Genomic DNA, 14,039 nt, shown 5'->3' with positions numbered 1-14,039 from the left:
TGTTTTTTTATTATAAATTAAAGATCACCTTGCTCCTCATCACCACGAACAACAAGGACATCGCATTTCGCATAGCGAATAATATGTTCAGAGACGCTACCAATTAGGAAACGCTCAACAGCATTTAAACCAGTTGCACCACACATAATTAAGTCTACTTTATTGTTTGGAGCAATTTCTTTTGAAATTTTAGATTTAGGATTACCGAATTCTAATACAGTTTCAATGTTTTCAAGGCCAGCTTCAAGCGCAGTTTTTTTGTAGTCTTCTAATAAGTCTTCTGCAAATAGATTTGCACGTTCAGCAATTGCTCGGCTATACGCCTCTACTGCTGAGTATGCTTTTACATCAACGATATGAGCAATTGTTAATGTTGCATTGTTTCGTTTTGCGACTTGAATTGCCTTTTTAAAGGCTTTTTCTGCTTCTTTAGAACCGTCCACCGCGATTAAAATATTTGTATATGTATTATTCATAGTAAATTCCTCCCAATCATTTTTATAACTGTTTACAACTTAATTATAAAACAAATTATGGTAATGTGCCTGTTAAAACGTTACAGAATTTTGAAAACTTTGTTTCAATTCATTTTAGTTGTAATTGGAGCGAGAACTTGTTACATATGAAGTATGGCAATTTAAAAGGAGGCAGTTTTGTGAGACATGCGCTCATTACAGCCGGTACGAAAGGTTTAGGAAAGAAAGTAACAGAAAAGTTATTGGCTAAAGGGTATTCAGTAACAGTAACGTATCATAGCGATATAACTGCTATGGAAACAATGAAAGAAACATATAAAAATATGGAAGAACGTCTACAGTTCGTGCAAGCTGATGTCACGAAAAAGGAAGATTTACATAAAATAGTAGAAGAAGCGATGAGCCGTTTTGGCAAAATTGACTTTTTAATTAATAATGCTGGTCCTTACGTATTTGAAAGGAAAAAATTAGTCGATTACGAAGAAGACGAATGGAATGAAATGATCCAGGGTAATTTAACAGCGGTGTTTCATTTATTAAAACTTGTCGTACCGATTATGAGAAACCAGCAATTTGGCCGTATTATTAACTATGGATTTCAAGGGGCAGATAGCGCACCTGGATGGATTTATCGTTCAGCCTTTGCGGCTGCGAAAGTAGGACTTGTTTCATTAACGAAAACAGTAGCTTACGAAGAGGCGGAATATGGTATTACTGCGAATATGGTTTGCCCTGGTGATATAATTGGTGAAATGAAAGAAGCAACGATTGAAGAAGCGCGAAATCTGAAAGGTAGTAACACACCAATTGGTAGATCTGGAACAGGCGAAGATATTGCAAGAACCATTTCGTTTTTATGTGAAGAAGATTCCGATATGATTACTGGTACGATTATTGAAGTAACCGGCGCTGTTGATGTTATTCATAGACATCGATAGAATTAAATAAAGTGAAGTTTCGAATAATTGGACAGTTTATCCTTTATACTGAGAGGTACGGATAATACTGTCCTTTAATGTAAGGTTAAATCTATCGGAAAACTTGTATTATTTTTTGTCAAATATTGAGATATTATGTTAGAATATAAGAGTGTAGAAAGCGCTTTAAAAAAATGATTCAGGGGTCATTTCATAACTCAAGGGGGAACTAATAATGCGTATCGGTATTCCAACAGAAATTAAAAACAATGAAAACCGCGTGGCAATGACGCCAGCGGGAGCTGTACATTTAGTACAAAATGGTCATGAAGTTTTTGTTCAAAAAGGATCAGGTGTAGGATCAGGCTTTACAGATGAAGAATACGTACAAGCTGGTGCGAAACTTGTTGAAACTGCTGAAGAAGCATGGAATCAAGATATGGTTATGAAGGTAAAAGAGCCAGTTGCAAGTGAATACGGTTATTTCCGTGAAGGTTTAATTTTATTCACATATTTACACTTAGCTCCAGAGCCAGAATTAACAAAAGCATTAATTGATAACAAAGTGGTATCAATTGCATACGAAACAGTACAGTTAGACAATCGTTCTTTACCATTACTTGCACCAATGAGTGAAGTTGCAGGTCGTATGTCTGCGCAAATCGGTGCACAGTTCCTTGAGAAAAACAAAGGCGGAAAAGGTATTTTACTTGCAGGTGTTCCAGGGGTTAAACGCGGTAAAGTAACAATTATCGGCGGTGGTCAAGCTGGTACAAACGCAGCGAAAATTGCAGTAGGTTTAGGTGCAGATGTAACAATCATCGACTTAAGTGCAGAACGTCTTCGTCAATTAGATGATATTTTTGGAAACCAAGTAAAAACGTTAATGTCTAACCCGTACAACATTGCAGAAGCTGTAAGAGAATCTGATCTTGTAATCGGTGCAGTATTAATCCCAGGTGCAAAAGCGCCAAAACTTGTAACAGAAGAAATGATTCAATCAATGGAACCAGGTTCTGTCGTTGTAGATATTGCGATTGACCAAGGTGGTATTTTCGAAACAACTGACCGTATTACAACTCATGACAACCCAACTTATGAGAAACATGGTGTTGTTCACTATGCAGTTGCAAATATGCCAGGTGCGGTTCCACGTACATCAACTCTTGCATTAACAAACGTAACAGTACCATATGCAGTGCAAATTGCTAACAAAGGCTACAAAGAAGCTTGCCTAGGCAACGCTGCATTATTAAAAGGTATTAACACATTAGATGGCTATGTAACATTCGAAGCGGTTGCAGAAGCGCACGGCTTACAATATGCTGATGCGAAAGAGCTTCTTGAAAAAGCTCCTGCTTTATCATAATAGAAATAAAATAAAGACCTTTCCTTTGTAGGAAGGGTCTTTTTGTTTAAACTAATTATCTAATTTCTTCACAATTTTCAAGCCGAACATCATTGTGAAGAAAAGAATTCCAAACAAGTAATACAGGGCATACTCTACTCGTATCGTCGAATTTTCGTTAGTGATATATAAAACAAATAGTATCGCAGAGCCAATTAAATGAGAAAGACCGAAAATTTGCGCCATAAATTTTAAACCCATTTTTTCAATTCTTTCATCTGTCTCAGGTAATGGGTATTTCTCGGACTCTTTCTTTTTGTTCTTAAAGAATATTCGTTTCACTACAAATAGTACCAAGGCTAAGAGTATGTATACGCCAGTGAATAGAAGGACGGAACGAATCTTTTCTTCATCACTACTATTGAAATAAAGAAAAGTCGATCCTAACACTAAAATGGTAAGATGTAAAATGAATTCTTGATTAAAAGTATTTTTCATTCTTTTTCCTCCCCAGTTTTATCTAATTGAAATAAATCTTCTACTTTACAGTTGAAAAACTCACATAATTTCAATGCTAATTCTAAACTTGGGTTGTATTTATTCTTCTCGATAGCGATGAGGGATTGTCTAGTGATTTGAACAGAGGAGGCTAATTGCTCTTGGGTGATGTCTCTAACGACGCGGAATTGTTTCACCTTATTTTTAATCAAATGCACAAAGTCTCCTTTTTGTAAATTTGTTACATTTATAATATCCATTTATAGGTAAAAAGTAAATAAAACTTTACGAGAAATCTCGCTTGTTACAATGTGTATTTTTGTGATAATTTGGAATTAAACGAGAAATGAAAATCGATAGAGGGAATTGGGTGGGGAGAACTATGGAAACAGTAAATCTATTAGAATTAACAAAAGATATTAAAGACCAACATAAAAACTTCGTCGTTTCAAATGTGAATAGTCATTGCTTACAAATTGCTGTGTTTACTGGCGAATATGATTGGCACTATCATTCTAATTCGGATGAATTATTCATTGTGTTAGAGGGGGAATTACTTATTGATTTTCAAAATAGAGAAACAGCAGTTTTAAAGCTGAACGATTCCATTTTAATTCCAGCAGGAACAATTCATAGAACGAGAGCATTAAAGAGAACGGTAAATCTTTGTTTTGAAAATATAGAGGCGGATACGGTTATTGTGGAGGTCGTATGAGAAGGTTAGAGATTGAAGAATACGATAAAGTAATTCCACTTTTAGAAGGGAATCAACGAACAACGACTTTTGCGTATGCAGTTTGTGATCAAAACATAAATGGTGAGATTTTTATAAATGAGAAATTAACAGCAGGACTAATCGTCACAGCTAACGGCATTTATTATTTGTTTGGTGATACTTATGACCAAAGTTTTAACGAAGATTTAGTTTCATACATTGAAACAGCTATTGAAAAAACAGAGAAACGATTTACACTGTTCACTTCGAGTAAAGAGTGGGAAATGATGATTGAGGAGCGTTTTAGTAATACACTTTGGAAAATTCCACGAATGACATTTCAATTTCAAAGAGAAATTTTTGAAGCTAGAAAACGAGATTTAAACAAAAATACATATGAAGTTAAGTGTATTGATAAAAGCAATATAGAAAGAAGTAATGAATTTACAGAGGACTATTACAAAGAGTATTGGGGATCAAAAGAAGTGTTTTTAAATAGTGGCTTTGGTTTTTATATAGAACAAGATGGGATGATTGTAGCTGAATGTGTTTCAATATTTAACGGGAATAGCTTTGCTGAAATCGATATTGCAACGCATGAAGCATATCAAGGAAAAGGATTAGCTAAACGTGTCACGACACGTTTCATTGAACATTGTCTACAAAATCATATTACACCGTGCTGGGATTGTAATGTAGACAATATTCCTTCGCAAAAATTAGCTAGTAAATTAAGTTTTCATAATCCGGTAGAATATGTTTTATTTGTTCGCAAGAAAGTGGGGGAATAAAAATGAACGTAGAATTAACAAGATTCAAAGTAAAGCAAGGGAAAAGTCATCGTGTAGATGAATGGATGCAGCTTCTTAATGACAATATGAAAGAAGTGCTTTTGACATTAAACGACGAAAAGATGTATGTAGAGACAATTTTCCGGGAAATAAGAGATGGAGAAGAGTACTTATATTGGTATTCTGTGCAAGGAGAAGGTGGGGCTCATGTCGAAAATTCTCATCATGAAATTGATAAAAAGCATTTGGAGTTTTGGTATGAATGTATTGATGAGGATGCTCCGGCTGTCGATATGAAAACGGAAGTCGTTATGATTCAAAATGTTGTGAAAGAAGCGATGAAATAATAGAATAGTATTTTTGAGAGAAGCACATTGGCGAAGATGTGCTTTTTATTATGAATTTTTTTAGAAAAGTTGTATACATTTTACACTCTCAAACGTTGAGTATATAGAAAGGAGAGCAGAATGAGCCATGATACGTTTGAATCATTATTAATAGAGAAATCAAAAGCTGTGTTTGGATTTCAGGGGAGTTATGCTGATAGAAAGAAAGATGAGTACGAGGATATTAAAAGAAACTCTATAGGATTTATTGGTTCTATGAAATCTTTAAGTGAAAATAAAGGGGGATTTCAAGACCATTTTAGGACAAACTATAAGGAAGTAAAAAACACCAACCCAAAAGACATACCAATATACGGAGTAGTCGTAACCGGAAAAACAGAGGATTTACAAAGTTTACAAGGAGCACCTTATATTAAGGCGGCTGTTAGAGGTGTAACAGTGGAGAAATATTAATTACAGTTAATTAATGTGAATAATCAGAAAATTTATGTTATAATATGGGAAAAGGAGGCTAATATGAAGCAAATACATGGAGCAATTTATATTTACATAACAATATTTCTCGTGGTAATATCCTATGGTTTAGGGCACGTGTATTCGCATCCTATATTAACTTTTTTAAGTGGAGCATGTATGGTGTTTGCGTTTCTTGTCCACCTTTTCTCAGTTTGGATCGTGAAATTTCAATTAAATATTAGTGAAATAGAAGAAGGCACTTTTTAAAGGGCCTTCTTTTTTAATAATATTTAGGAAGCTCTTGTAGTAATTTTTCAATTTCGCATTCGGTTTTTTTACATATAGACAGTGTGCGTAGTCTGAAAAATAAGCTACGTAAGAAAGATTTTATATTTCCGTATAGAAATTCATACGATTCAATGTGTAGTGTTTGTTTTTGAGTTTGTAATTGAGCTACTAAATCACCGAGGGCTATTATGAGTACTTCTTCCTTTAGATCATTTTGTAGCATTGCGACAATCGGATAAACGATACGCTCATCTTCTTCATATTTGTAATAAATGGAATGGACACAAACTTTGTTTAATAAAGTTTGTAGTATTTCTTCGTAATGTGAAGTTTCCAGTTTAGGATTATTAATAAGTGCTTCAAATGTATCGGAAGCATGAGCGATACTATGTACCCAGCCGTGGTCTTGCACATACCCACGGAAATCATGTTCTTTGTTCATATATAGAATTAATTTATCTTTCACATTTAAAATATCAGTCTGTGATAAGAAATTATGATTTGTATCAGCATCAATAATGAGTGCGATTAATAATGTTGTAAATGCACGGGTAAATACAGCGTCATCGTTATCTGAATGAATTTCATAAAATAAATAGTGCTCACTTAAACTTTCGGATAATAGTGTCTGTAAGTGAGTGTGTGAAATATAGTCCTTCTTGATTAGATGGTAAAAAGTAGAGTAAATGAGTTTGTCTCTTAAATAGCTATCAGTAACACCGATATGTTGAAGCATACTGGAACTTAAGGAATCAATATGAATTGTGTTATCCATTATGTAATTATTAGTACGAATTTCTTCTAACTGTTGTTGTAACATATAAACCTCCTTATTTCAGAAAATTCTGCATGTTAATAGTATAATGCGTGGAAGGAATAGAAAAGAAATAATTTCTTTTGAATGACTCGATATGGGAGGAATCGTTATGAGGAAAGCCATGTTCTTCTTCATTAATATTTTATTTTTAGGTGTGTTTCTAATAATATTATCAGCGTGTACTACGAAAACAGTAGAGCAAGTAGGAGTAAAAGAAGAACTTAAAGAAGGGTATGTAATATTGAGAGGTGGCACAATATTTTTTGACAGTGATAAAACTTTTAAAACAAAAGTAGAGTTGCAAAATTATATGGAACAACAAATGAATAAAGAGCATCCATCAGATACAGTCTTGAGCTTTAAGGATAAAAACGCATATGATCAATTAAAAACAGGGGATAAAATAAATGTATGGTCTTCTCAAATACTTGAAAGCTACCCAGCAAAAATGATTGTAGAGAAATTTGAAATAGTAGAGAAGATAGAAAAAAGGTAGCGATCAAGCTACCTTTTTTATCCCGCATTAACGGGCAGTAAGACTCCCACCTCAAAATTCGGCTGGAGCAAAGAAGTTAGGTGGGAGATCAACTGCCCGTAAACGCCCGATTGGTGAAGGCTAATAATCAGTGGGGGATGAACAAAACCCCCACTGATTAAAGTTTCACTTTATTATTTCACAAATTGTAATTCTTTCGGGAACTTCGTTAAAATTTCTGATCCGTCTTTTGTGATGTAAATATCATCTTCAATACGAACGCCGCCTACGTTTGGTACGTAAATACCTGGCTCGATTGTGAAGACCATGCCTTCTCTTAATAGAGACTCATTGCCTTCTTTTACATCTGGATATTCGTGTACGCTAATTCCAAGTCCGTGACCAAGGCGGTGTGGGAAGAAGTCTCCGTAACCTGCATCTGCGATAACAGAGCGAGCAGCGTTGTCAATTGCACCAAATGTAACGCCTGGTTTACATGCTTCAACTGCTTGTAGTTGTCCAGCAAGTACAGTGTTGTAAATGCGAGTTTGTTCTTCAGAAATATCACCAAATGCTACTGTACGTGTAATGTCAGAGCAATAACCTTCAATGATTACACCTAAATCAAATAGTACGAAATCGCCGCGTTTCATTTTGTTTGCACCTGGAATACCGTGTGGAAGAGCAGAGTTTGCACCTGCTAATACCATCGTATCAAATGACATTTTATGGATGCCTTTTGTTTTTAATTCATGCTCAATAATTGCTAATACTTCTAGCTCACTACGATTTTCTTTAATTGCATTTATACCAACTTCAACAGCATAGTCTGCCATTTTAGCTGCTTCACGTAAAATAGAAAGTTCTTTTTCATCTTTAATTAAGCGAAGCTCGCGAACTTTCTCTTCAGCTGATTTGAAAGCTGCATTTGGGAATAATTTTGTTAATTCTTCGTAGCGCTCTACGTTTAAATGCTCTTTTTCAATTGCAACTGCATTTGCATCAATACCACGATCTTTAATTGCTTTTGCAATCATATCCCATGGTCTGTCAGTATCAGTAAATCCGATGATTTCATGTGCCCAGCCAGCGTTACGCGCTTGACCTTCTTCCATTTTAGGACAAATTAAAATAGGTTCTTTTTCTTGGAATACAAACATACCAAGTAGTCTTTCATGTGGTTCACAGTGGAAGTTCGTCATGTAGAAAACGTTCGGTGTAGAAGTTAAGAACGCAGCTTCTACGTTTTTTTCTTTTAGCCATTGCATTAAATTTTCTAATCTAGCATTCATCGATTGGCACCCCCGAGATATTTAATTACAAATATAACTTTACATCGGATGAAAGCGTTATGACAAGTAAATAGATGTTAGAAAAGACAGGTAATTGAGAAATCATGTAGAATAAAAAGTGAGAATGTGAATAGGGGAGGAATGTAAGGATGAAAGTATCTTATCACGGGCATTCAGTTGTAAAGATTGAAACGAATGGAAAAGTTATTTTAATTGATCCGTTTTTAACAGGAAATCCGAAAACAGATTTAAAGGCTGAAGATGTAAAAGTTGATGCGATTATTTTATCGCACGGACACGGTGATCATGTTGGGGATACAGTAGCGTTAGCAAAGAAAAATAATGCGGTCGTTGTGGCACCATTTGAATTAGCGACATTTTTAGGCTGGCAAGGTGTAAATACACATCCAATGCATATTGGAGGTTCACATGAATTTGACTTTGGTAAAGTGAAATTCACACAAGCATTCCACGGATCTAGTTATATTGATGAAGAAAATAAGACGATTACATATACAGGTATGCCAGCTGGTATTTTGTTTACGGCAGAGGAGAAAACGGTATATCATGCAGGAGATACTGCGTTATTCTCTGATATGAAGTTAATTGGAGAACTTAATAATATTGATGTAGCATTTTTACCAATTGGCGATAATTTCACAATGGGGCCAGAAGATGCTGTTTTAGCTGCAAAATGGACTGGTGCGAAAACAGTTGTACCGATGCATTATAATACGTTCCCGGTTATTGAACAAGATCCATATCAATTTGTAGAAAAGCTACAAAATTGTACAGGGAAAGTATTAGAAGCTGGAGAAAGTATTACACTATAAAAAAGAAACCCTTCATTTGAAACGACAAGTGAAGGGTTTTTTATGTGTGTAGTACAGTTTTTAAAGTTTGTATTTGTTTAGGTAATTCTTTTCTTTTTGTACGTGGCTGTTCGGGTGTTTCATTCAACTCCATTGCAACTTTTTTCCCGTCTACGAAAGCTAAAAATACAGCACCTACAACCTCTAAAAATTTTTTCATAATGTATCCACTCCTTTGTTTCATTTCTTGTCTTAATTGTATATGGAAGCGTCTGGACAAACTATCGAACGAGATGACAATACCATTACATTGTTGTAATAGAATGATCGGTGTAATGTAAGGCGCATTTTGTTATAAAAAAAATAGTACAGACATACAAAGAGAGAGTGTAACAGTTTTGAAAATATAGTATACTGAAAATACAACACATGAAGAATTTAGGGAAAAGAAAGTATGGTGAAACCATTTGGCTACCAAACATAATCAAATTTTAGAACATATTAATAGCCTGCCAGTAGGGCATAAAATTTCTGTGAGGCAAATTGCGAAAGATTTGAGTGTAAGTGAAGGGACAGCTTACCGTGCAATTAAAGACGCAGAAAATAAAGGGTATGTTAGTACAATTGAACGTGTCGGAACAATTCGAATTGAACAAAAAAAGAAAGAAAATATCGAAAAACTGACATATGCAGAAGTCATTAACATTGTCGATGGTCAAGTACTTGGGGGCAGAGAAGGACTACATAAAACATTAAATAAATTCGTAATCGGGGCTATGAAATTAGAAGCGATGATGCGCTATACAGAAGCAGGGAACTTACTTATCATCGGTAACCGTACGAACGCACATCAATTAGCATTAGAAGCTGGGGCAGCAGTGTTAATTACGGGCGGATTTGATACGGAAGATCATGTGAAGAAATTAGCAGACGAATTAAAGCTTCCAATTATTTCGAGTAGTTATGATACATTTACGGTCGCGACTTTAATTAACCGTGCAATTTATGATCAACTTATCAAGAAAGAAATTGTACTCGTTGAGGATATTTTAACGCCAATTGAAGAAACGTTATATTTAAAGCCAAATGATACAGTACAGCAATGGCATGCGTATAATGAAGAAACGATGCATGGACGTTATCCAATTGTTGATGAAAATAAAAAGGTATTAGGTATCGTAACTTCAAAAGATATGATTGGTGTCGTGAAAGAAACACCAATTGATAAAGTGATGACAAAGCATCCGATTACGGTAAATGGAAAAATGTCTGTTGCAGCTGCGGCACGTATGATGGTGTGGGAAGGTATTGAATTACTTCCTGTTGTTGACGAAGGAAATAAATTGCAAGGAATTATTAGCCGTCAAGATGTACTTCAGGCGCTGCAAATGATTCAACGTCAACCGCAAGTTGGGGAAACAATTGATGACATTGTAACGAATCAATTTATGACGCCGAAAGAAGCGAAAAATGAGCATTTATATCAATTTTCAGTGACGCCACAAATGACGAATTCAATTGGGACGTTATCTTACGGTGTATTCACAACAATTGTGACAGAAGCAACAAACCGCGTCATTCGTGCGCAGAAGAAGAGCGATTTAATTGTTGAAAACTTAACCATTTATTTCGTAAAGCCAGTTCAAATTGATAATGTTGTATCAGTTCATCCGAAAGTATTAGAAATTGGGCGTAAATTTGGTAAGGTTGATGTAGAAGTGCATCATGAAGGTAATGTTGTCGGGAAAGCGTTACTTATGGTGCAATTGATTGATAAATAAAAAGATGGAACAAATCGCTTTGGTTTGTTCCATCTTTTTTGTTTTATTGGGCTTTGAAGCTATTGCTAAAGATGTGGAAGAGTTTTAGCAGGATATATGCGGAGACATAATTATATGGTTAAAAAACAGAATATTAATTCAATTATAGTTTATACTATGTTATAACTGTATTATAAGATAATAGATGTCGGAAGGTGGTATGCCATATGTCATCAGAAGTACTCTTTTTTGGTGGTATCGCACTCTTTTACTTTCTTGTGATGATACCAATTCAATATTTATATTTACAAGGATTGCATGAAAAAAAGAAAAGAACAGGATTATCTCAGCAAGAATTATACAAACAGATGTCTTTTGAAGAAGAACAATTACATTTTCACGTGCAAGGTAATCTCTTTAATATACCATCTGCGTTTGTTGCATATACGATTTTGAAAGTGAAGGGACGTAAAAAAGCATCACAATATTGATGCTTTTTTTACGTTGTTTTATAAGATTCGGCTTCTTTGACTGCTAATGGTAAAAAATGTTTATATTGGCGGAATCCATTAAATGTACTCGCGCTGCCAAGTAAAATAAACAAAACACCAACGATAATGCGTGCAGTTGAAAGTTCTAAAAAGAATTGGTTTATCCCAAAGAATAGGACGAATAAGCCGAGTGCCATTGCGGATTTTCCTGAGAGCCAACCTTTCTCCATTGGACGGTTTGTACGAAAGAATTTTGTTTTGTAGAAGAGGTACAACACAAATGAGATGATAATACAAAAGACGAATACTGGCATAATACACGCTCCCATCGATTGGTATAAAAATAACAATTTAGAAAAAAAGAAAAATCTAAACTTTCTAATTTTTATTATAAAGCAATTGTTCGCATGTATGAAATGTTTTCCGTTATAATGGGGGATAAAGTGAAACTTTAATTAGTGTGGGGAGATCCCACGTACTAATTATTAGCCCTCACCAATCGGGCTTTTACGTGCATCCGGGCTCCAAATTAATTTTGCCCCATTGTTTTTAATACTTTTGAGGTGGGAGTCTTACTACACGTTAATGCGGGATAAAATGAAGAAGTTGAATAAAAAGGAGATTATACATATGCATGAGCAAATTTTAGGAGCAATTAAAGAGTTTGATACAATTATTATTCATCGTCATGTACGTCCGGATCCAGATGCGTTAGGTTCTCAGTGCGGACTTGGTACAATTCTGCAAGAATCGTTTCCAGAGAAAAATATTTATATGGTTGGGTACAACGAGCCTTCTTTAGCGTTTTTACGAGTAATGGATGATATTGAAGATAGTGTATATGAAGATGCACTTGTTATCGTTTGTGATACAGCAAATCAAGAGCGTGTTTGTGATCAACGTTATGCAAAAGGAAAGATGGTAATTAAAATTGATCATCATCCGAATGAAGACCCGTACGGAGATATTACGTGGGTGGATACGACAGCTAGTTCTACAAGTGAAATGATTTATGAGTTTTATTCTTATGGAAAAGATAAAGGATTAACGATTTCAAAAGAAGCAGCTCGCCTTATTTTAGCGGGTATTGTCGGTGATACAGGTCGTTTCTTATTCCCAAATACAACAGCGAAAACACTTCGTTACGTAAGTGAGCTTGTTGATATGGACGTGAAATTCACAGATTTATACAATGAAATGTATAAGACAAAAGAAAAGATTGCTCGTTTAAACGGTTATATTTTACAAAATTTCACGATGGTAGAAGAAGGCGCAGCATACATTAAATTAACGAAAGAGGTACTAGAAGAGTTTGATGTACTTTCTACTGAAGCATCTGGTGTTGTCGGGGCGCTTGGTAATATTGATGGATTAAAGGCATGGGTTCTATTTTTAGAGGAAGATGATGTTATTCGTGTTCGTCTTCGCTCAAAAGGACCAGTTATTAATAAATTAGCAATGCAATATAATGGCGGAGGACATCCGATGGCTTCTGGTGCAAAAGCATCTTCTTGGGAAGAAGCGGATCGCCTTTTTGCTGATTTACGTGAGCTGTGTAAATAAAGAAGTTGTATGTTGAACGAAAGAGAAGGAGAGGCGCTGAGGCCCTCCTTTTTTTATTTTTCTTTCTCTATATCAATGCTAATTTCAAGTACGGTATCAAAAGAGACTGTATCTACTTTAAAGCGGTATATACGATCGTAATGTTTGTACGTTTTATTTTCGATGACTTTTTTGAGTAGGTCTTTATTTTTTGCGATGCTTTGAATGTTTTTCGTTAAAAGATGCTGGAGATCATTATGGATAGAAGTGGTCATGTTTTCAAGTGTAAGATTGTCTAAATCATATTTTTTTCGATTTATAATTTTTATTTTGATTTCTTGAATTGTTAAGAGCCGTTTATTTTCTGTGTTCAATTTCTCTTGGTCTTCGAGAAGGACGTGGAGTTTTGCTTCTTGTTTTTCGATGATTTCTTTTTGTTCTGCTATTTTACTAGCTTGTTCCTGCTGAAAAACACCGTATATGTACAAAAAAGTAAACCAGCTCAACACTCCTCCAACAGCAGCACCAGCTAAAACTAAATACCACCTTTTGGCTGTATTGGCACTCGGTACTCTCATACATGTTCCTGTGTAAGCCATTTAATAATAATAAGACCAGTTTGCATACCACCAGTTGCGAAAAAAATAAGGAGAATTTGTTTTACGATATCTTTCATATCTCCGCCAAAGAAGCTTCTTTCAAAGCTATAAAAGGTATCGAACGTTCCGCCAATTGCTGCAACGAGTGCCCAAATTCTTAAGTTTTGAGCAAATTGACTAATATAAGTTAGAGCTGGTTTTCCTATGAGAAATGCACCAAATCCGCCAATTAATGAACCACCAAGTATAACTCCAAAGGCAATAAAGTAACTAATAATAAGCAGAGAGAAAAAAGTATGTTCTCTTACATCCATCGTCATTCCCCTTTCTTCTTCATATATATGGACAAAGTATGAGAAGTATGTTTTGATTTCCGCTTTCCTCATCACCTATAATAAAAGTAGTCAAATAGGTA

The 14,039-nt window shown here is 35.0% G+C and carries 20 protein-coding genes and 1 pseudogene; 12 read left to right on the top strand and 9 right to left on the bottom strand.

The genetic code is table 11. From position 1 onward, the window contains the following. Positions 1-17: 17 nt before the first annotated feature. Positions 18-476 carry a universal stress protein gene (locus tag NSQ47_RS16535; RefSeq protein WP_002112239.1) on the bottom strand — a complete coding sequence of 153 codons (459 nt, stop codon included), beginning with the start codon at positions 474-476 and terminating at the stop codon, positions 18-20. A 146-nt stretch (positions 477-622) separates the two neighbouring features. On the opposite strand from NSQ47_RS16535, the gene NSQ47_RS16530 reads away from it, so the two are divergent. Next, a complete protein-coding gene (locus tag NSQ47_RS16530; RefSeq protein ID WP_033711008.1) occupies positions 623-1,414 on the top strand; it encodes an SDR family oxidoreductase in 792 nt (263 codons plus the stop codon). A 214-nt stretch (positions 1,415-1,628) separates the two neighbouring features. After that, complete coding sequence (gene ald, locus NSQ47_RS16525; protein WP_002112237.1) at positions 1,629-2,762, top strand: alanine dehydrogenase; 1,134 nt, start codon at positions 1,629-1,631, stop codon at positions 2,760-2,762. Positions 2,763-2,813: 51 nt separating this feature from the next. Here the strand turns inward: ald and NSQ47_RS16520 are convergent, their stop codons facing one another. Both NSQ47_RS16520 and NSQ47_RS16515 read right to left on the bottom strand, forming a co-directional pair. Further along, a complete protein-coding gene (locus NSQ47_RS16520; RefSeq protein WP_078175060.1) occupies positions 2,814-3,239 on the bottom strand; it encodes a hypothetical protein in 426 nt (141 codons plus the stop codon). Continuing rightward, the gene (locus tag NSQ47_RS16515) at positions 3,236-3,499 is read right to left on the bottom strand and encodes a helix-turn-helix transcriptional regulator (RefSeq protein ID WP_002199181.1); all 264 of its coding nucleotides are present in this window, start codon (positions 3,497-3,499) and stop codon (positions 3,236-3,238) included. Before NSQ47_RS16515 ends, NSQ47_RS16520 begins: the two co-directional genes overlap by 4 nt. A gap of 122 nt (positions 3,500-3,621) precedes the next feature. On the opposite strand from NSQ47_RS16515, the gene NSQ47_RS16510 reads away from it, so the two are divergent. The 5 genes and pseudogenes from NSQ47_RS16510 (at position 3,622) to NSQ47_RS16490 (ending at position 5,815) form a co-directional block, all read left to right on the top strand. Beyond that, the gene (locus NSQ47_RS16510) at positions 3,622-3,954 is read left to right on the top strand and encodes a cupin domain-containing protein (RefSeq protein WP_341037402.1); all 333 of its coding nucleotides are present in this window, start codon (positions 3,622-3,624) and stop codon (positions 3,952-3,954) included. After that, complete coding sequence (locus NSQ47_RS16505) at positions 3,951-4,745, top strand: GNAT family N-acetyltransferase (RefSeq protein ID WP_341037401.1); 795 nt, start codon at positions 3,951-3,953, stop codon at positions 4,743-4,745. The genes NSQ47_RS16510 and NSQ47_RS16505 overlap by 4 nt, the downstream gene beginning before the upstream one ends. 2 nt (positions 4,746-4,747) lie before the next feature. Then, entirely contained in the window at positions 4,748-5,092 is a 345-nt protein-coding gene (locus NSQ47_RS16500) for a DUF6176 family protein (protein ID WP_341037400.1), read from the top strand. 159 nt (positions 5,093-5,251) lie between these two features. Next, a pseudogene (locus tag NSQ47_RS16495) lies at positions 5,252-5,545 on the top strand (anti sigma factor C-terminal domain-containing protein); the annotation flags it as partial. 63 nt (positions 5,546-5,608) lie between these two features. Continuing rightward, a complete protein-coding gene (locus tag NSQ47_RS16490) occupies positions 5,609-5,815 on the top strand; it encodes a hypothetical protein (RefSeq protein ID WP_002160248.1) in 207 nt (68 codons plus the stop codon). 13 nt (positions 5,816-5,828) lie between these two features. Here the strand turns inward: NSQ47_RS16490 and NSQ47_RS16485 are convergent, their stop codons facing one another. Continuing rightward, positions 5,829-6,656, bottom strand: coding sequence for a DUF2785 domain-containing protein (locus NSQ47_RS16485; protein ID WP_341037399.1), 828 nt, complete (start codon positions 6,654-6,656; stop codon positions 5,829-5,831). A gap of 106 nt (positions 6,657-6,762) precedes the next feature. On the opposite strand from NSQ47_RS16485, the gene NSQ47_RS16480 reads away from it, so the two are divergent. Beyond that, the gene (locus NSQ47_RS16480) at positions 6,763-7,149 is read left to right on the top strand and encodes a DUF3221 domain-containing protein (RefSeq protein ID WP_204208464.1); all 387 of its coding nucleotides are present in this window, start codon (positions 6,763-6,765) and stop codon (positions 7,147-7,149) included. 173 nt (positions 7,150-7,322) lie between these two features. Here the strand turns inward: NSQ47_RS16480 and pepQ are convergent, their stop codons facing one another. After that, the gene (gene pepQ, locus NSQ47_RS16475) at positions 7,323-8,420 is read right to left on the bottom strand and encodes a Xaa-Pro dipeptidase (protein ID WP_002160249.1); all 1,098 of its coding nucleotides are present in this window, start codon (positions 8,418-8,420) and stop codon (positions 7,323-7,325) included. 149 nt (positions 8,421-8,569) lie between these two features. Here pepQ and NSQ47_RS16470 point away from each other — a divergent pair, with 149 nt between their 5' ends. Next, a complete protein-coding gene (locus NSQ47_RS16470; protein WP_002112216.1) occupies positions 8,570-9,253 on the top strand; it encodes a metal-dependent hydrolase in 684 nt (227 codons plus the stop codon). Positions 9,254-9,293: 40 nt separating this feature from the next. On the opposite strand, the gene NSQ47_RS16465 is transcribed toward NSQ47_RS16470, so the two are convergent. After that, entirely contained in the window at positions 9,294-9,452 is a 159-nt protein-coding gene (locus NSQ47_RS16465; RefSeq protein ID WP_002112214.1) for a hypothetical protein, read from the bottom strand. Positions 9,453-9,699: 247 nt separating this feature from the next. On the opposite strand from NSQ47_RS16465, the gene NSQ47_RS16460 reads away from it, so the two are divergent. Both NSQ47_RS16460 and NSQ47_RS16455 read left to right on the top strand, forming a co-directional pair. Further along, the gene (locus NSQ47_RS16460; protein ID WP_204208462.1) at positions 9,700-11,013 is read left to right on the top strand and encodes a CBS domain-containing protein; all 1,314 of its coding nucleotides are present in this window, start codon (positions 9,700-9,702) and stop codon (positions 11,011-11,013) included. A 206-nt stretch (positions 11,014-11,219) separates the two neighbouring features. After that, complete coding sequence (locus NSQ47_RS16455) at positions 11,220-11,483, top strand: DUF3949 domain-containing protein (protein WP_002112213.1); 264 nt, start codon at positions 11,220-11,222, stop codon at positions 11,481-11,483. An 8-nt stretch (positions 11,484-11,491) separates the two neighbouring features. On the opposite strand, the gene NSQ47_RS16450 is transcribed toward NSQ47_RS16455, so the two are convergent. Further along, entirely contained in the window at positions 11,492-11,797 is a 306-nt protein-coding gene (locus tag NSQ47_RS16450; protein WP_002088950.1) for a YtpI family protein, read from the bottom strand. Positions 11,798-12,113: 316 nt separating this feature from the next. Here NSQ47_RS16450 and NSQ47_RS16445 point away from each other — a divergent pair, with 316 nt between their 5' ends. After that, entirely contained in the window at positions 12,114-13,046 is a 933-nt protein-coding gene (locus tag NSQ47_RS16445) for a DHH family phosphoesterase (protein ID WP_002199190.1), read from the top strand. A 53-nt stretch (positions 13,047-13,099) separates the two neighbouring features. Here the strand turns inward: NSQ47_RS16445 and ytrI are convergent, their stop codons facing one another. Then, positions 13,100-13,603, bottom strand: a complete 504-nt coding sequence (gene ytrI / locus NSQ47_RS16440; protein ID WP_078179665.1) for a sporulation membrane protein YtrI — start codon at positions 13,601-13,603, stop codon at positions 13,100-13,102. Then, positions 13,600-14,013, bottom strand: coding sequence for a YtrH family sporulation protein (locus tag NSQ47_RS16435; RefSeq protein WP_078172708.1), 414 nt, complete (start codon positions 14,011-14,013; stop codon positions 13,600-13,602). The genes ytrI and NSQ47_RS16435 overlap by 4 nt, the downstream gene beginning before the upstream one ends. Between the last annotated feature and the right edge of the window lie 26 nt (positions 14,014-14,039).

It is taken from the genome of Bacillus sp. FSL R10-2780 (assembly GCF_038006125.1).
Classification (GTDB): domain Bacteria; phylum Bacillota; class Bacilli; order Bacillales; family Bacillaceae_G; genus Bacillus_A; species Bacillus_A cereus_U.
This window is presented reverse-complemented; position numbering and strand designations above follow the sequence as displayed.